This is a genomic window from Streptomyces sp. NPDC012825, from assembly GCF_042900925.1.
GTDB lineage: Bacteria > Actinomycetota > Actinomycetes > Streptomycetales > Streptomycetaceae > Streptomyces.
Window position 1 is genome coordinate 226,059 of sequence record NZ_JBIBBZ010000003.1, and the last position, 17,323, is coordinate 243,381.

A 17,323-nucleotide genomic window follows, 5' to 3' on the forward strand; every position below is an offset into this window, starting at 1 on the left:
TCCGGGCGTAGGCTCGGACGCGGGTACGAACCGCACACGACGCTTAAGGAATCATCTGATGGAGCTCGGTCTCGTCGGTCTCGGCAAGATGGGCGGCAACATGCGCGAGCGCATTCGCCGCGCAGGCCACACCGTCATCGGATACGACCGCAACCCGGACCTCGCCGATGTCCACAGCCTCGAAGAGCTCGTGGCCGAGCTCAAGGGCCCGCGCGTCGTGTGGGTCATGGTCCCGGCCGGTGCCGCGACCCAGTCCACCGTCGACGAGCTGGCCGCCCTGCTCTCCCCCGGCGACGTCGTCGTGGACGGCGGCAACTCGCGCTGGACGGACGACGAGAAGCACGCCGAGCAGCTGGCCGCCAAGGGCATCGGCTTCGTCGACTGCGGCGTCTCCGGCGGCGTCTGGGGCCTGGAGAACGGCTACGCGCTGATGTACGGCGGCGACGCCGAGAACGTGGCGAAGGTCCAGCCGATCTTCGACGCGCTCAAGCCCGAGGGCGACTTCGGCTCGGTCCACGCGGGCAAGGTCGGCGCCGGCCACTTCGCGAAGATGGTCCACAACGGCATCGAGTACGCGATGATGCAGGCCTACGCCGAGGGCTGGGAGCTCCTGGAGAAGGTCGACTCCGTCACCGACGTGCGCGAGGTCTTCCGCTCCTGGCAGGAGGGCACGGTCATCCGCTCCTGGCTGCTCGACCTGGCCGTCAACGCCCTGGACGAGGACGAGCACCTGGAGGGGCTGCGGGGCTACGCCCAGGACTCCGGCGAGGGCCGGTGGACCGTCGAGGCCGCCATCGACAACGCCGTGCCGCTGCCCGCGATCACCGCGTCCCTGTTCGCGCGGTTCGCCTCGCGCCAGGACGACTCCCCGCAGATGAAGATGATCGCCGCGCTGCGCAACCAGTTCGGCGGCCACGCGGTCGAGAAGAACAAGTAATCCACAGGCTGTGCACCCGGCGGTGCACAGCAGCCGGGGAAGGTCGGCGCCCAACCATGCACGTCACGCATCTGTCGCTGGCCGACTTCCGTTCCTACGCCCGGGTCGAGGTCCCGCTCGACCCGGGCGTCACCGCTTTCGTGGGCGCCAACGGCCAGGGCAAGACCAATCTGGTCGAGGCCGTCGGCTACCTCGCGACCCTCGGCAGCCACCGGGTCGCCTCCGACGCCCCGCTCGTCCGCATGGGCGCGGAACGCGCGGTCGTCAGGGCCGCCGTCACCCAGGGCGAGCGCTCCCAGCTGATCGAGCTCGAACTCAACCCGGGCCGGGCCAACCGCGCCCGTATCAACAGGTCCTCGCAGGTCAGACCGCGTGACGTCCTGGGCATCGTACGGACCGTGCTGTTCGCGCCCGAGGACCTCGCCCTGGTGAAGGGCGACCCCGGCGAGCGCCGGCGCTTCCTCGACGAGCTGATCACGGCGCGCGCGCCGCGCATGGCGGGCGTGCGCGCCGACTACGAGCGCGTGCTCAAGCAGCGCAACACGCTCCTGAAGTCGGCCGCGATGGCCCGGCGGCACGGCGGCCGGGGCATGGACCTGTCGACCCTGGACGTCTGGGACCAGCACCTGGCCCGGGCGGGCGCCGAACTGCTCGCCCAGCGGCTCGACCTCATCGGCGTGCTCCAGCCGCTCGCGGACAAGGCGTACGAGCAGCTCGCGCCCGGCGGCGGGCCGATCCTCCTGGAGTACCGGCCCTCCGCGCCCGGCGCCGGGACCACCCGCGAGGAGCTGTACGAGCAGGTGCTCGCCGCCCTCGCCGAGGTCCGCAAGCAGGAGATCGAGCGGGGCGTCACGCTCGTCGGACCGCACCGGGACGAGCTGCTGCTCAAGCTCGGGGACCTGCCGGCGAAGGGGTACGCGAGCCACGGCGAGTCCTGGTCGTACGCGCTCGCGTTGCGGCTCGCCTCGTACGACCTGCTGCGGGCCGAGGGCAACGAGCCGGTCCTCGTCCTCGACGACGTCTTCGCGGAGCTGGACGCGCGTCGGCGCGAGCGGCTCGCGGAACTGGTGGCGCACGGCGAGCAGGTCCTGGTGACGGCCGCCGTGGACGACGACGTGCCCGGCGTCCTGGCGGGGGCGCGGTACGCGGTGGCCGACGGGGCGGTGGAACGCGTATGACCGTGGAGCGCGCATGAGCGAGGAAAACCTTCCCCAGGCTGTGGACAGTCCCGCGGCCTCCGTGCCCGAACCCTCCGGTGTCGACCTCGCCCGGGTGGCACTGCGTGCCGCCAAGGAGCAGGCGAGGGCGCGGGGCGCGGCCGCGCAGCAGAAGAAGCAGGCCCGGCGCGGCGGTGGGCTGCGGTCCGGCGCGCGTGCCGACGGGCGCGACCCGATGGCGCTCGGCGCCGCGATCAACCGATTGATCACCGAGCGGGGCTGGGAGACGCCGGCGGCGGTCGGCGGGGTCATGGGCCGCTGGCCGCAGATCGTCGGCGAGGACCTGGCGAAGCACTGTGTACCGGTGCGGTTCGACGACGAGCCGGACGCGCGCGTGCTGACCGTGCAGTGCGACTCGACCGCGTGGGCCACGCAGCTGCGGCTCCTCGCGCCGAGGCTCGTCGCGCGGCTCAACGAGGACCTGGGGCACGGGACGGTGCGGCTGATCAAGGTCATGGGGCCGGGGGCGCCGCGGCGGGGGTACGGGCCGCTGCGGGCGCCGGGGTCGGCGGGGCCCGGCGACACGTACGGCTAGGGCCTGTCCGGCGGCCGGGGTGGTTGTTGCACGCGGGGTCCTTCGGGGCCCCGTTCCTCGTGGTGCGGGTACGGGGGAGGGCGCCGTGCGCGTGGGCGTCGTGCCCGCCCGTTCCGCCCCGGCGGAACGCACGCCCACGACGTGGCGAAGCGGGTGCCCACGACGTGCCGGAGCGGGTGCCCGCGCCGCGGCCGGCGCTTCCCTGACAACGTTCGCCCCCCGGCGCCCACGCCGCGCTACGACCCGAAGCGCTGGGTGGCCGTCAGGGGGCCCTGGAGCCCCTGTCCGGATATGGGGAGTCGTCTCGGTCCCGCCCAGGGCGGCACATGCGCATTCAGGTACCGGCAAACCCCCATGAGTGTCAGTGGTACCGGTAGACTGGAGGCAAACCCGCCACCCCGCGGAAATGTCGAACGACGCAGCCGGCTCCCGTATGCCCGGAGTACGGCCTGTGCTGTGCCAGAAAGGGCGCTTCGTGGCCGATTCCGGCAACCCCAACGAGAACAAGCAGTACACCGCCAGCAACATCCAAGTCCTGGAGGGCCTGGATGCGGTGCGCAAGCGCCCCGGCATGTACATCGGCTCGACCGGCGAGCGCGGTCTGCACCACATGGTGCAGGAGGTCGTCGACAACTCGGTCGACGAGGCCCTGGCCGGTCACGCGGACACCATCGACGTGACGATCCTGGCCGACGGCGGCGTCCGCGTCGTCGACAACGGCCGCGGCATCCCCGTCGGCATCGTCGAGTCCGAGGGCAAGCCGGCCGTCGAGGTCGTGCTGACGGTCCTCCACGCGGGCGGCAAGTTCGGCGGCGGCGGCTACGCGGTCTCCGGCGGTCTGCACGGCGTCGGCGTCTCCGTCGTCAACGCCCTCTCCACCAAGGTCTCGGTGGAGATCAGGACCGACGGCCACCGCTGGACGCAGGACTACAAGATGGGCGCCCCCACCGCGCCCCTCGTGAAGCACGAGGCGACCGAGGAGACCGGCACCTCGGTCACGTTCTGGGCCGACCCGGACATCTTCGAGACGACCGAGTACTCCTTCGAGACGCTCTCGCGCCGCTTCCAGGAGATGGCCTTCCTCAACAAGGGCCTGACCATCACGCTCACCGACGAGCGCGAGTCCGCGAAGGCCACGGTCGGCGCCGACGACCCGGACGCCGAGGCCGCCGCCGAGCCGGCCGCGCGCACGGTGACGTACCACTACGAGGGCGGCATCGTCGACTTCGTGAAGTACCTCAACTCGCGCAAGGGCGAGCTGGTCAACCCGACCGTCATCGACATCGAGGCCGAGGACGCGGAGCGCCTGCTCTCCGCCGAGATCGCGATGCAGTGGAACTCGTCGTACAGCGAGGGCGTGTACTCCTTCGCCAACACGATCCACACCCACGAGGGCGGCACCCACGAGGAGGGCTTCCGCGCCGCGCTGACGACGCTCGTCAACAAGTACGCGCGCGAGAAGAAGCTGCTGCGCGAGAAGGACGACAACCTCACCGGCGACGACATCCGCGAGGGTCTGACCGCGATCATCTCGGTCAAGATCGGCGAGCCGCAGTTCGAGGGCCAGACCAAGACCAAGCTCGGCAACACCGAGGCGAAGACCTTCGTGCAGAAGGTCGTCCACGAGCACCTGACGGACTGGTTCGACCGCAACCCGAACGAGGCCGCGGACATCATCCGCAAGGGCATCCAGGCCGCCACCGCGCGCGTGGCCGCCCGCAAGGCCCGCGACCTCACCCGCCGCAAGGGCCTCCTGGAGTCGGCCTCCCTCCCGGGCAAGCTCTCCGACTGCCAGTCGAACGACCCCACCAAGTGCGAGATCTTCATCGTCGAGGGCGACTCCGCCGGCGGCTCGGCCAAGTCCGGCCGGAACCCGATGTACCAGGCCATCCTGCCGATCCGCGGCAAGATCCTGAACGTCGAGAAGGCCCGCATCGACAAGATCCTGCAGAACACCGAGGTCCAGGCGCTGATCTCCGCCTTCGGCACCGGCGTGCACGAGGACTTCGACATCGAGAAGCTCCGCTATCACAAGATCATCCTGATGGCGGACGCCGACGTCGACGGCCAGCACATCAACACCCTGCTGCTGACCTTCCTCTTCCGCTTCATGCGCCCGCTGGTCGAGGCCGGGCACGTCTACCTCTCCCGCCCGCCGCTCTACAAGATCAAGTGGGGCCGGGACGACTTCGAGTACGCCTACTCGGACCGCGAGCGCGACGCCCTCGTCGAGCTGGGCAAGCAGAACGGCAAGCGGATCCGCGAGGACTCGATCCAGCGCTTCAAGGGCCTCGGCGAGATGAACGCCGAGGAGCTGCGCGTCACCACGATGGACGTCGAGCACCGGGTGCTCGGCCAGGTGACCCTGGACGACGCGGCCCAGGCCGACGACCTGTTCTCGGTGCTGATGGGCGAGGACGTCGAGGCACGCCGCTCGTTCATCCAGCGGAACGCCAAGGACGTCCGCTTCCTCGACATCTGAGTCGGTCCCAGCTGACCGTACGAAAGGACTGACGACCAGCAATGGCCGACGAAAACACCTCCGGAACCACCGAAGAGCAGGAGCCCGTGCTGCGGATCGAGCCCGTCGGGCTCGAGACCGAGATGCAGCGCTCGTACCTCGACTACGCGATGTCCGTCATCGTGTCCCGCGCGCTGCCCGACGTACGGGACGGCCTCAAGCCCGTCCACCGGCGCGTGCTCTACGCGATGTACGACGGCGGCTACCGGCCGGAGAAGGGCTTCTACAAGTGCGCCCGCGTCGTCGGTGACGTCATGGGCACGTACCACCCGCACGGCGACACCTCGATCTACGACGCGCTCGTCCGCCTCGCCCAGCCCTGGTCGATGCGGCTGCCGCTCGTCGACTCCAACGGCAACTTCGGCTCCCCGGGCAACGACCCGGCCGCCGCCATGCGCTACACCGAGTGCAAGATGGCGCCGCTGTCGATGGAGATGGTCCGGGACATCGACGAGGAGACCGTCGACTTCCAGGACAACTACGACGGCCGCAACCAGGAGCCGACGGTCCTGCCGGCCCGGTTCCCGAACCTGCTGGTCAACGGCTCGGCCGGCATCGCCGTCGGCATGGCCACCAACATCCCGCCGCACAACCTGCGCGAGGTCGCCGAGGGCGCCCAGTGGTACCTGGCCCACCCCGAGGCCGGCCACGAGGAGCTGCTCGACGCGCTCATCGAGCGGATCAAGGGCCCCGACTTCCCCACCGGCGCGCTCGTCGTCGGCCGCAAGGGCATCGAGGAGGCGTACCGCACCGGTCGCGGCTCCATCACGATGCGCGCGGTCGTCGAGGTCGAGGAGATCCAGAACCGCCAGTGCCTGGTGGTCACGGAGCTGCCGTACCAGACCAACCCGGACAACCTCGCGCAGAAGATCGCCGACCTGGTGAAGGACGGCAAGATCGGCGGCATCGCCGACGTCCGCGACGAGACCTCGTCCCGGACCGGCCAGCGCCTGGTCATCGTGCTCAAGCGCGACGCCGTCGCCAAGGTCGTCCTGAACAACCTGTACAAGCACACCGACCTCCAGTCGAACTTCGGCGCCAACATGCTGGCGCTCGTCGACGGCGTGCCGCGCACCCTCTCCCTGGACGCGTTCATCCGCCACTGGGTGACGCACCAGATCGAGGTCATCGTCCGCCGGACCCGCTTCCGGCTGCGCAAGGCCGAGGAGCGCGCCCACATCCTGCGCGGCCTGCTCAAGGCCCTCGACGCGATCGACGAGGTCATCGCGCTGATCCGGCGCAGCGACACGGTCGAGGTCGCCCGCACCGGCCTGATGGACCTGCTGAGCATCGACGAGATCCAGGCCAACGCGATCCTGGAGATGCAGCTCCGCCGGCTCGCCGCCCTGGAGCGCCAGAAGATCGTCGCCGAGCACGACGAGCTCCAGACGAAGATCAACGAGTACAACGCGATCCTGGCCTCGCCCGAGAAGCAGCGGACGATCGTCAGCGAGGAGCTGGCCGCGCTCGTCGAGCGCTTCGGCGACGACCGCCGCTCCAAGCTCGTGCCCTTCGACGGCGACATGTCCATCGAGGACCTGATCGCCGAGGAGGACATCGTCGTCACCATCACGCGCGGCGGCTACGTGAAGCGGACGAAGACCGAGGACTACCGCTCGCAGAAGCGCGGCGGCAAGGGCGTGCGGGGCACGAAGCTGAAGCAGGACGACATCGTCGACCACTTCTTCGTCTCCACCACCCACCACTGGCTGCTCTTCTTCACCAACAAGGGCCGGGTCTACCGGGCCAAGGCGTACGAGCTGCCGGACGCCGGCCGGGACGCCCGCGGCCAGCACGTGGCCAACCTCCTCGCCTTCCAGCCGGACGAGCAGATCGCCCAGATCCTGGCGGTCCGCGACTACGAGGCCGCGCCGTACCTGGTGCTCGCCACCAAGGCCGGCCTGGTGAAGAAGACCGCGCTGAAGGACTACGACTCGCCCCGCTCCGGCGGTGTCATCGCCATCAACCTGCGCGCCCTCGACAACGGCGAGGACGACGAGCTGATCGGCGCCGAACTGGTCTCCGCCGAGGACGACCTGCTGCTCATCAGCAGGAAGGCGCAGTCCATCCGCTTCACCGCCACGGACGACGCGCTGCGTCCGATGGGACGCGCCACTTCGGGTGTCAAGGGCATGAGTTTCCGCGCGGACGACGAACTGCTCTCGATGAATGTCGTCCGGCCCGGTACGTTCGTCTTCACCGCGACCGACGGCGGGTACGCCAAGCGCACCCCCGTCGACGAGTACCGCGTCCAGGGCCGTGGCGGCCTCGGCATCAAGGCCGCCAAGATCGTGGAGGACCGCGGCTCGCTCGTGGGCGCGCTGGTGGTCGAGGAGACGGACGAGATCCTCGCCATCACGCTGTCCGGCGGTGTGATTCGTACGCGAGTCAACGAAGTCAGGGAGACCGGCCGTGACACCATGGGCGTCCAGCTGATCAACCTGGGCAAGCGCGACGCCGTCGTCGGCATCGCGCGGAACGCCGAGGCGGTCGGAGACGACGAGGTCGACGACGCCGACGACACCGAGGGCGGTGTCGAGGTGACCGAGACCGCGGTGGTCGAGGTCGGGACAGCCGAGGGCACGGAGCCTTCGGTCGGGGAGCACGAGGAGTAAGAGCGTGAGTGGAGCCACGGGCGCCGGATCTGCGGCCGCCGGAGCTTCTTCTGCAGGTGCCGGCGCGAGCGGCGCCCGTGGTTCCGCCACGGACTCCCAGGGGGTTTCGGTGACGGACACTCGGGGGCAGCAGCCCTCGTACGAGAGCTACAACGGGCCGCTGCCCGGCGAGCGCGCCGGTGGGCAGCCGAGCGGGCCCTACCACCCGCCGCAGGCGTACGGCGCCCCGACGACGGGCGGTACGGCGGGCGGTCAGACCGGGGCCGTGCGCCGGCCCCGCACGGGCGCGCGCACGACGCCCCGGACGCGCAAGGCGCGGCTGCGGGTGGCGAAGGCCGACCCGTGGTCGGTGATGAAGGTGAGCTTCCTGCTCTCCATCGCGCTCGGCATCTGCACGGTCGTGGCCGCGGCCGTGCTGTGGATGGTCATGGACGCCATGGGCGTCTTCTCGACGGTCGGAGGGACGATCAGCGAGGCCACGGGCTCGAACGAGTCCAACGGCTTCGACCTCCAGTCGTTCCTGTCGCTGCCGCGGGTGCTGATGTTCACCTCGGTGATCGCGGTGATCGACGTGGTCCTGATGACCGCCCTGGCGACGCTCGGCGCGTTCATCTACAACCTGTCCGCCGGTTTCGTGGGCGGTGTCGAGCTGACGCTGGCCGAGGACGAGTAGGCCGCGTGGGGGCCGGTCCCGGAACGGATTTTGGGACTGGCCCCCACGTGCGCTAATCTTCAGGAGTCAGCGCGCGGGACACACACCGCAGGCGCGGCGGGGCTATAGCTCAGTTGGTTAGAGCGCATCCCTGATAAGGATGAGGCCACAGGTTCAAATCCTGTTAGCCCCACTTTTCAGATCGGCCCGGACGGTTCATCCGCCCGGGCCGATTTCTTTTCTCCCGGGGTGAATCCGGGACGTCGTGGGTTTGAACCTCGCACAGGTCACCGATCGGTATCGGTCGATGTGTAGAGTGGGCGTCAGAAGTCTCCTACGTCAACGAAAGACGAGGTCGCGCGGTGAAGAAGCTTCTCCTGGTCGCACTGGCCGCCATCGGCGGGCTCCTCGTGTACCGCCAGATCCAGGCGGATCGCGCCGAGCAGGATCTGTGGACGGAGGCGACCGACTCCGTGCCCGCAGGTTCGGGTGTCTGAGACGAAGACCGTCTGTGGGTGAAGCCCCGGCCGCGCTTGAGCGCGACCGGGGCTTCGCTCTGTCCGCGCCTTGTTCGTGGTTTGCCTGGGCGAATATGTTGCTTGCCCGAGCGAAGAGAAGGCGAAGAGGGAGCGAGCGGGAAGCGATGAGGGGGAGCGCGTGAGGAAGCGGACCGGCATCGGCAGGAGGCCGGGGGCCGTGATCGGGGCCGCCGTGCTGGCGGGGACGGTGGCGGGGCTGCCCGCCCAGGCCCGGGCCGCCGGCGGGGATCCCCTCCCCCCGTACACCTTCGACTCCGCCGCCCAGCCGGTCCGGGGAGCCCTCTCCAGCTCGGACGCGCGGCCGTTGAAGGCCGGGCGGACCTACCGCGACACGCTCGGGAAGAACGGCAAGGTCTACTACCGGGTCGCCCTCGACAACAAGCGGAACACGTACGTCTCCGTCGTCGCCGTCCCCAGGCCCGGCGGCGCGGTCGACCACGGCGACGGCTTCGAGGTCAGCCTCCAGGACGACTCCGGCACCGAGTGCGGCGACCAGCGGGTGAGCTTCTCCTCGGCCCCGTACGCCCGTCCCCTCGCCGCGTACGTCCACCGCACGGTGAATCCGGACAGCTCCAGCTGCCAGGAGCCGGGCAACTACTACGTGCTCGTCGAGCGCACCACGAAGGCGGGCTCCGACCCGGCCGACTGGGACCTGGAGATCCGGCACCTGGCCGAGCCGCTCCTGGAGAAGGCCGGACCGACCGAGCTCCCGGAGGCCTGGCCGTCCGCCACGCCCGCGCCCCTGACGGGCGACCCGAAGCCCCGGCAGGGCGGCTCGGGGGTCCACGACGCGGCCTCGCTGACGCGGGGCGAGTGGCGGTCCGACATCCGGCCCGGACAGACGCTCTTCTACCGGGTCCCCCTCGACTGGGGACAGCAGCTCTTCGCCACCGCCGAACTGGGCAGCAGCACCGAGGGCGACGCCTACGTCTCCAACGCCCTCGTGCTCTCCCTCGACAACCCGGCCCTCGGCCACGTCGACGAGGGGACCCTCGGCTACAGCGGGAAGCAGGCGACGCTGGAGCTCGGCCCGCAGCGGCCGGTGGCGCACGAGAACCGCACCTCGTACAACGAGGCCACGAGCGGGATGCGGTTCGCCGGCTGGTACTACCTGTCGGCCACGCTCAGCCCGCAGGTCGCCGGGGAGTACGGCGACCGGCCGGTACCGCTGACGCTGCGGGTGAACGTGCTGAACGCGGCGAAGGGCGGGCCCGGATACGACGGGGACCCCGGCCCGTTCGCCGTGACCACCGCCGACCGGAAGGCGGCCGAGGAGGGGTCCAGCGGGGCGCAGGCGGCAGCGGCGGCGAAGCGCGGCGAGTCCATGCGGCTGGTCGCCACGGCCGGGATCGGCACCGGGACGGCGCTGCTGCTCGGCCTCGGCGCGTGGACGCTGGTGGCGCGGCGGCGGGCGGCCCGACCCCTCAGACCTGGGTGAGGGCCCAGAAGCCGACCGCGAGGCAGACGAGCGCGAACAGGAGCACCGGGACCGCGACCTTCGGGGGCGGTCCCGGTCGGCGTACGGGGGCGGGCGCGGGCGCGGCCGGGGGAGCCGTCACCGGCTGCGGGGGCCCGTAGGGGCCCGATGGGAGGGGGTGGGGGGTGGCGTAGGGGTTCGCGAAGGCCTGCCCGTACGGCGCTCCCGGAACGGGGGTGGGTGCCGGAGCCGGGTGCGCCACGGGCGGTGGCAGATGGAAGCTGCCCGTCTCGGAGGGGTGGGGCGGGGGCGGCACGGGGACGGCGGGCCGCTCCCGGGGCGGCACGGGGACGGGGGCGCCCTGCGGGGAGGCCGGGACGGTGGTCCTGGCGGTCGTGGCGGGGGCTTCGCCGTCCTGCGCCGTACGGGACGCGGGGTGGTCCGCGGTACTCGTGGGCCTGGCAGGGCTCGTGGGACCGGTGGGACTCGTGGGGCTCGTGGGGCTCGTGGTGCCGACGGGGCTCGTGGGACTCGTGGGACCGGCGGGGCTCGTGGGCTTCGCGGGGCGCTCGGGGCCCTTCGGGCCGAAGCCGGGGGGCAGGGGCCCGAGTTGGTCGAAGATCTCGACCGGCTCCTCGTCGGCGGTCGGTTCGGGCAGCAGCTCGACGGCGGCGCCCAGCGCCTTGCGCGCCCCCGTGGCCGTCCGGAAGCGGGCCTGCGGGTCGGGCTGGAGCAGTCCCGCGAGCACCTGCCACAGGGGCTCGGACATGCCCTCGGGGGCGCTCGGGGTGCCGTGGGTGAGGAAGTGCTCGACCAGGGCCCGGGAGTCCGGCTTGCGGCCCTGGAGCAGATAGAGGGCGACCAGGCCGACGGCGAACAGGTCGGCGGTGAAGTCCGGTTCGGCGCCGAGGAGCTGTTCGGGCGCGAAGTAGCCGGGCGTCCCCACGACGTAGTCGGTCTCCGTGAGCCGGGGCTCGCCCTTGCGCATGGAGATGCCGAAGTCGGAGAGCCGCAGGTGCGGCCGTCCGGCCCCGGTGACGTCGAGGAGGATGTTGGCCGGCTTGATGTCCCGGTGGACGACCCCCTCGGCGTGCACCGCGGCCAGGCCCGAGAGCAGCTGGTCGAGCAGGACGCAGACGAACCGGGGCGGCAGCGGGCCGTAGTCCCCGATGACGTGGGCCAGCGAGCCGCCGGCCACCAGGTCCATGGTGAAGAGGACCTTGTCGTCGTCGGCGGCCCAGCTGGCCGGGGCGAGGACGTGCGGGTGATCGATCCGCAGCGCCTGTTCGCGGACGAAGCGGAGCAGGGTGTGGGCGTCGCTCTGCAGGAGCACCTTGGCCGCCACGTAGCGGCGGCGCCGGTGGTCCCAGGCCCGCCACACCGCGCCCGCCCCGCCCCGTCCGATCGGGTCGATCAGCTCGTACCGCCCGGCGAAGACCTCACCCATCGTGCTGCGCCCGCTCCCCGTCGCTTCGTCTCCCCGTGGGCCCGGCCGGCCGCCGGGCCCGTCAGTTCTGGTGCGACTCGTAGTGGGCGACCGCCTCCGCGGTGCGCCCGGCGCCGTACACCCTGAGGAACTCTGCCAGTTCCGGGTGGGCCGGGGCGAGCGAGTCGGCGGCGTCGATGATGTCGCCCGCGGCCGCGACGGAGCGCAGCAGGGACTGGATCTCGCGGACCACCCGGCGCACGGTCGGGGCGCCGGACGCGGTGCCGGTCTGGTTCGAGCCGGTGAGGACGGAGCCGCCCTGCGACTTCTTGACCTCCTCCATCCGGTCGGTGGCCTCGGCGGCGCTGACGCTGCCGTCGGCGACCTGCACGGCGAGCTCCTGGAGGGCCTGGACGCGCTGGACGACGGCCGGATTGCCGATCTTCGCCCGCTGGCCGCTCATCAGCTGGGACAGCATGGGCGCGGAGAGCCCGAGCACGGCCGCGAGCCTGGCCTGGTTGAGCCCGAGATCGTCGATCAGGCGACGGAAGAGCGCCCCCAGCGGCTCCCCGTACCAACTGCGCTGAAGCTCTCTGGCTCTGGCCGTGGCTTCCTGCTGCGCTGCGTCCATCACTTCTCCCCATCCCTGCGGTTCGCCACTGCGAACCTCGGTCAGCATCTTACGGAGCGTGGTCGCCGACCGGGAGTCCCAATCCTTTTGCCGGACATGGGGGGTGACCCGGTACGCTGTCCTCGTTCCGGGGCCTTAGCTCAGTTGGTAGAGCGCTGTCTTTGCATGGCAGATGTCAGGGGTTCGACTCCCCTAGGCTCCACTCCGGACGGACCCCCCTGACCTGCGGTAGCGCGGGCCAGGGGGGTCTTTCGTCTTTTCCGGGGCCTGGGCCCCGGGGCCGTGGCACTCGGTGATCGAGGTCCCGAGTGGCCCAGGTGCGAAGGCCGCGAGTGGACCAGAGGGGCCGGGCCACCCCGCTCTAGCGTCGTGTCCATGGCGAACAAGTCGAACGCGCGGGGACGGACGTACGAGTCCGAGCCGCACGCGCCCGGGGGGACCGGCGGGCACGCGCGCGTGCAGGGGGTGCGGGGGTGTGGCGGGGAGGCCGGGCGCGCGCCCCGCGCGCTGGTGGTCGCGCAGTTCGTCAACGCGGTCGGGGACGGGGCCTTCTACGTCTCCTCGGCGCTCTACTTCACCCGGATCGTCGGGCTCTCCGCGCCGCAGATCGGGGCCGGGCTCACGGTCGCCTGGGCCGTCGGGTCGCTCGCCGGGGTGCCGCTGGGGCATCTGGCCGACCGGCGGGGCCCGCGCGGGACCGCCGTCCTGCTCGCCCTGGCCACCGCCGTCTCCGTCGCGTCCTTCCTCGTCCTGCGCTCCTTCGTGCCGTTCCTCTGCGCGGCCGTCGCGTACGCCACGGCGCAGAGCGGTCTCGCCGCGGCGCGGCAGGCCCTGCTCGCCGGACTCGTCGCGCCCGCCGGGCGGACGCGGGTGCTCGCCCGGCTCCAGACCGTCCTCAACGGCGGGCTCGCCGTGGGGGCCGCGCTCGGCGGACTCGCGCTGCACGCCGGGACGCGGACCGCGTACCTCTCCGTGTTCGCGCTGGACGCCGTCGCGTTCCTGGGCTGCGCGCTGATCCTCGGCCGACTGCCCGCGGTGGCGCCCGCCGCCGGATCGGCGGGCGGCGGGCCGGGGCTCGCGGTGCTGCGGGACCGGCCGTACGCGCTCCTCGCCCTCCTGAACGCCCTGATGATGCTGCGGATGCCGCTCCTCAGCCTCGCCCTGCCGCTGTGGATCGTGGAACGGACGGCGGCGCCCGGCTGGACCGTGTCGGCGCTCTTCGTCCTCAACACCGGGGTGGTCACGCTCCTCCAGGTGCGTGCCGCCCGGTCCGTGACGGACCTCGCCGCGGCGGCACGGGCGGTGCGGTGGTCGGGGGCGGTCCTGTGCGCCGCGTGCGCGGTCTTCGCGCTGTCGGGGACCGGATGGGGGGCCGGGACGGCGGTGGCCATGCTCGTCCTCGGGGCCGTGCTCCACGTGCTCGCCGAGATGCGGCACTCCGCCGGCTCGTGGCAGATCGGCTTCGCGCTGGCTCCCGCCGACCGGGTCGGCCAGTACCAGGGCTTCTACGGCACCGGTGTCCCCGTCGCCCGCACCCTCGGCCCCCTGCTCGTCACCACGCTGCTCATCGGCCGGGGAGCGCCCGGGTGGCTGCTCCTGGGCGTGGTCTTCCTGGTCGCGGGGGCGGCGACCGGGCCCGCCGTGCGGTGGGCGGAGGCCGCCCGCTGATCCGTACGAGTGGTGTTCATCCGAAGAACTGCGCGCGGGCGGCGTCGCTCCGTGCCATTCCGGGATGCGGACACATCATGAGGAAGGTATGTAAAGCGCGCAACCCGAAATGAACCATTCGAGAACGTCACGAAAGTGAGGGGTCATGGCCACCGCCAAGGTCAAGCAGTTCTGGGCCGCCTTCATCTCCGTCCTCTTCGCCCTGCTCGCCTCCGTCGGCCTGGCGGGGACCGCCGCCGCTGCCCAGCAGCCCGCCGTGCAGCAGCCCGAGGAGCCGACCGCTCCCGCCACCACGACCGCCGCCGCCGTCGCCGGGGAGCGCGCATCCGCCTCCGTACCGGCACAGCGGGCGCAGCGGTGGCCGCTCGCGGCCGGGGACCGCTCCCTGCCGCCGACCATCAAGCAGCGCATCGCCGCCGAGGCCCACGGTTCCTCGCCCGCCGCGCGTCGGCGGTCGTCCGCGCCCGACACGACCGAGAGCGACCCGGCCGCGCTGACGGAACTCGCGCTCGCTGCGGCGGCGTAGGGCACGGGGAGACCACGACGTGCACTCCCCGCACCCCAGCCGCGGCGGACCGACGCACGCGTCGATCCGGCGGCACCCGGAAAAACCCGGCACCACCCCGCCTCACCCGACCGCACCCGGCACCAGCCCGCCGTACCCGGCGGAGTCCGGCGCCGTACGGCAGCGACCGGCAGGGGCTCGTGGAAGAAGCCCGTCCGGTCAGCGGTCCTCGTCGCGCCGCTCGGCGGCGACCTCGGCGTCCAGTTCGGCCGCCTCCGCCTCGGCTTCGGCCTCCTTGGCCTCCACCTCGGGATCGAGAACGGCCCCACTGCCGTCGACGGACGTCAGTACGGTGACCTCCTCCTCCACCTCGGTGGCGGCGGGCGGTTCGACCAGCCAGTCGGGGTTCGACTGCTTGTCCCACCACTTCCAGGCGGCGTACACGCCGCCGGCCAGCACGCCGAGGACGACGAGGCCCTTGGTGACGCGCCCGGCCCTGGCCCGGCGCTCGTGCTTCCTCACGATCTTCTGAATCTCCTTCGGCGTCACCTGACCGCGCAGCGCGGCCCAGGCGGCCGTGGAGCGCGCACCGGCCTCCTCCAGGACGGGACCGGTCGCGGCGACCGCGCTCTCGACGCGCGGAGCGGTGTAGTCGGCGGCCTGACGGGCGGCCCGGCGGGTCTTGACCGCCGCACGGTGTGCGGCCGCGTCGACCCGCGGCGGTACGCGCGGTGCGACATACGAGTCGTACTGCGCGCGAGCCTGCGTACGGGCCTGCTTGGCGGCCTTCGAGAGCTTGGGCGCGATGATCTCCCGCGCCTCGTGCGCGTAGTGCGTGGCGTGGTCCCTGGCCGTCTCGGCGTAGGGCGCCACCGCGTCGGCGGCGTGCAGGACGCTCTCCTTCGCCGAACCTGTGGCGGCGCGCACGCTGTCCATGCGGGTCACGGGATTCCTCCTCCTCGGTGGCGATGTCAGGTTTTCGCCTTTCCATCCTCTTCGGAATCATGCCCGTCGGAACGAGGTCCGGCATGCGGGGCGCGCATCCGGGGCATGCGAGGATCGTTCACCGGAGAGTCAGGCGTGGGACGACGCGCCCCGATGTGGACGGAAGACGACCGTGGCCGAGCAGTTGTACGCGATCCTCAAGACGAGCCTGGGTGACATCGAGGTGCGGCTGATGCCGTTCCACGCGCCGAAGACGGTCCGCAACTTCGTCGAACTCGCCACGGGCGAACGCGAGTGGACGCACCCCGCCACCGGCGCGGTCTCCAAGGAACCGCTCTACGACGGGACGGTCTTCCACCGGGTCATCAAGGACTTCATGATCCAGGGCGGCGACCCGCTGGGGGACGGCACCGGCGACCCCGGCTACTCGTTCCCCGACGAGTTCCACCCGGAGCTCTTCTTCGACCGCCCCTACCTCCTCGCCATGGCCAACGCCGGCCCCGGCACCAACGGCTCGCAGTTCTTCGTCACCGTCGCCCCCGCGACCTGGCTCAACCGCAAGCACACGATCTTCGGCGAGGTCGTGGACAGGGAGAGCCGGAAGGTCGTGGACGCGATCGCGGAGACCGCGACCGACCCGCACACCGAGCGTCCCCTGCGGGACGTGGTCGTCGAGTCCGTGGTGATCGAGAAGCGCTGAGCCGGAAGGGACGGCACCTCCCATGGACCCGCAGCCCGGTCTGCCGCGCTGTTACCGCCACCCGGAGACCGAGACCGGCATCCGCTGCGTCCGCTGCGACAGGCCCGTCTGCCCGCAGTGCATGATCTCCGCCTCCGTCGGCTTCCAGTGCCCCGACTGCGTACGCGGCGGCTCGGGGACCGGCCACGCCCCCGACGCCAACCGGCCCCGCACGCTCGCGGGCGGCCGGGTGGCCGCGGACGGACGTCTCATCACCAAGATCGTCATCGCGGTCAACCTGGCGCTCTTCCTCGCCGTCCAGGTGGTGGGCGACCGGCTCGTCGACGACCTGGGGCTCATCGGGTACGCGTTCCTCCCGTCCGGCGAACTGGCCGGGGTCGCGGACGGCGAGTGGTACCGGCTGCTGACCTCCGCCTTCCTCCACCAGGAGATCCCGCACTTCCTCTTCAACATGCTGGGTCTCTGGGTGATCGGCGGGATCGTCGAACCCGAACTGGGCCGGAGCCGGTACACGGCCCTGGTCCTGCTCTCCGGACTCTCCGGTTCGGCCCTCGCCTATCTGCTCTCCCCGGCGAACCAGCTCTCGCTCGGCGCCTCCGGGGTCGTCTTCGGCCTGATCGGCGCCTGGGTCGTGCTCGCCCGCCGCCGACGGCACGACATGCGGCCGGTCGTCCTCTTCGTGGCGCTCTCCCTGCTGCTGACCTTCACCCGCCCGGGGATCTCCTGGGAGGCCCACATCGGCGGTCTGGTCGGCGGCGCCCTGGTGACGTACGCGCTGGTGCACGCGCCCCGGGCCCGCCGGAACCTGGTGCAGTACACAGCCTGTGGACTGGTTCTCCTGCTCGACCTGGGGATCGTGCTCTTCCGCTCGGCCGCGCTCGCCTGAGCGCACAGGGCTGTGGATGAGCTTTCGGGGCAGCTTTCCCCAGAGTTATCCACAGTGTGTGGCGAACCCTTGCCGCTGCGTGCGAAAAGAACGCGCCCCTCGCCTTCGACCTGGGAATTTCCCAGGGAG

The 17,323-nt window shown here is 71.6% G+C and carries 15 protein-coding genes and 2 tRNA genes; 14 read left to right on the plus strand and 3 right to left on the minus strand.

The window, feature by feature from the left end; genetic code table 11:
* Window positions 1–58: 58 nt before the first annotated feature.
* The 9 genes from gnd (at window position 59) to ACFY7E_RS09650 (ending at window position 10,454) form a co-directional block, all read left to right on the plus strand.
* Window positions 59–937: a phosphogluconate dehydrogenase (NAD(+)-dependent, decarboxylating) gene (gnd, locus tag ACFY7E_RS09610; RefSeq protein WP_383444524.1), complete on the plus strand. Its 879-nt coding sequence runs from the start codon at window positions 59–61 to the stop codon at window positions 935–937.
* 56 nt (window positions 938–993) lie between these two features.
* Window positions 994–2,115, plus strand: a complete 1,122-nt coding sequence (gene recF / locus ACFY7E_RS09615; protein ID WP_389482597.1) for a DNA replication/repair protein RecF — start codon at window positions 994–996, stop codon at window positions 2,113–2,115.
* Window positions 2,116–2,128: 13 nt separating this feature from the next.
* On the plus strand, window positions 2,129–2,689 hold the full coding sequence (locus ACFY7E_RS09620) for a DUF721 domain-containing protein (RefSeq protein ID WP_389482600.1): 561 nt from the start codon (window positions 2,129–2,131) through the stop codon (window positions 2,687–2,689).
* Between the two features lie 451 nt (window positions 2,690–3,140).
* Window positions 3,141–5,171, plus strand: a complete 2,031-nt coding sequence (gene gyrB / locus ACFY7E_RS09625) for a DNA topoisomerase (ATP-hydrolyzing) subunit B (protein ID WP_383444532.1) — start codon at window positions 3,141–3,143, stop codon at window positions 5,169–5,171.
* 41 nt (window positions 5,172–5,212) lie between these two features.
* Window positions 5,213–7,825: a DNA gyrase subunit A gene (gyrA, locus tag ACFY7E_RS09630; RefSeq protein WP_389482603.1), complete on the plus strand. Its 2,613-nt coding sequence runs from the start codon at window positions 5,213–5,215 to the stop codon at window positions 7,823–7,825.
* A gap of 109 nt (window positions 7,826–7,934) precedes the next feature.
* Window positions 7,935–8,498 (plus strand): DUF3566 domain-containing protein, encoded by a 564-nt coding sequence (locus ACFY7E_RS09635; RefSeq protein ID WP_389482606.1) that lies wholly within the window; start codon window positions 7,935–7,937, stop codon window positions 8,496–8,498.
* A gap of 98 nt (window positions 8,499–8,596) precedes the next feature.
* Window positions 8,597–8,670 (plus strand) — tRNA-Ile (locus tag ACFY7E_RS09640).
* 169 nt (window positions 8,671–8,839) lie between these two features.
* Window positions 8,840–8,974, plus strand: coding sequence for a DLW-39 family protein (locus ACFY7E_RS09645; protein WP_003958712.1), 135 nt, complete (start codon window positions 8,840–8,842; stop codon window positions 8,972–8,974).
* A gap of 160 nt (window positions 8,975–9,134) precedes the next feature.
* Complete coding sequence (locus ACFY7E_RS09650; protein ID WP_389482608.1) at window positions 9,135–10,454, plus strand: hypothetical protein; 1,320 nt, start codon at window positions 9,135–9,137, stop codon at window positions 10,452–10,454.
* Here ACFY7E_RS09650 and ACFY7E_RS09655 read toward each other — a convergent pair.
* On the minus strand, window positions 10,441–11,880 hold the full coding sequence (locus ACFY7E_RS09655) for a protein kinase (RefSeq protein ID WP_389482610.1): 1,440 nt from the start codon (window positions 11,878–11,880) through the stop codon (window positions 10,441–10,443). The genes ACFY7E_RS09650 and ACFY7E_RS09655 overlap by 14 nt on opposite strands.
* Window positions 11,881–11,941: 61 nt before the next feature.
* Entirely contained in the window at window positions 11,942–12,490 is a 549-nt protein-coding gene (locus ACFY7E_RS09660; protein WP_383435443.1) for a helix-turn-helix domain-containing protein, read from the minus strand.
* Window positions 12,491–12,619: 129 nt separating this feature from the next.
* Here ACFY7E_RS09660 and ACFY7E_RS09665 point away from each other — a divergent pair.
* The 3 genes from ACFY7E_RS09665 (at window position 12,620) to ACFY7E_RS09675 (ending at window position 14,684) form a co-directional block, all read left to right on the plus strand.
* Window positions 12,620–12,692: transfer RNA gene (locus ACFY7E_RS09665), tRNA-Ala, on the plus strand.
* A gap of 173 nt (window positions 12,693–12,865) precedes the next feature.
* Window positions 12,866–14,158, plus strand: coding sequence for an MFS transporter (locus tag ACFY7E_RS09670; RefSeq protein WP_389482613.1), 1,293 nt, complete (start codon window positions 12,866–12,868; stop codon window positions 14,156–14,158).
* 145 nt (window positions 14,159–14,303) lie between these two features.
* Window positions 14,304–14,684, plus strand: coding sequence for a DUF6344 domain-containing protein (locus ACFY7E_RS09675; RefSeq protein WP_389482616.1), 381 nt, complete (start codon window positions 14,304–14,306; stop codon window positions 14,682–14,684).
* 198 nt (window positions 14,685–14,882) lie between these two features.
* Here ACFY7E_RS09675 and ACFY7E_RS09680 read toward each other — a convergent pair whose 3' ends face one another.
* Window positions 14,883–15,608: a DUF5324 family protein gene (locus ACFY7E_RS09680; RefSeq protein ID WP_389482619.1), complete on the minus strand. Its 726-nt coding sequence runs from the start codon at window positions 15,606–15,608 to the stop codon at window positions 14,883–14,885.
* 172 nt (window positions 15,609–15,780) lie between these two features.
* Between ACFY7E_RS09680 and ACFY7E_RS09685 the strand changes: the two genes are divergently transcribed.
* Together ACFY7E_RS09685 and ACFY7E_RS09690 are read left to right on the plus strand one after the other, a co-directional pair.
* Window positions 15,781–16,308, plus strand: a complete 528-nt coding sequence (locus tag ACFY7E_RS09685) for a peptidylprolyl isomerase (RefSeq protein ID WP_389482622.1) — start codon at window positions 15,781–15,783, stop codon at window positions 16,306–16,308.
* A 22-nt stretch (window positions 16,309–16,330) separates the two neighbouring features.
* On the plus strand, window positions 16,331–17,194 hold the full coding sequence (locus ACFY7E_RS09690; RefSeq protein ID WP_389482625.1) for a rhomboid family intramembrane serine protease: 864 nt from the start codon (window positions 16,331–16,333) through the stop codon (window positions 17,192–17,194).
* The last annotated feature ends 129 nt before the right edge of the window (window positions 17,195–17,323 follow it).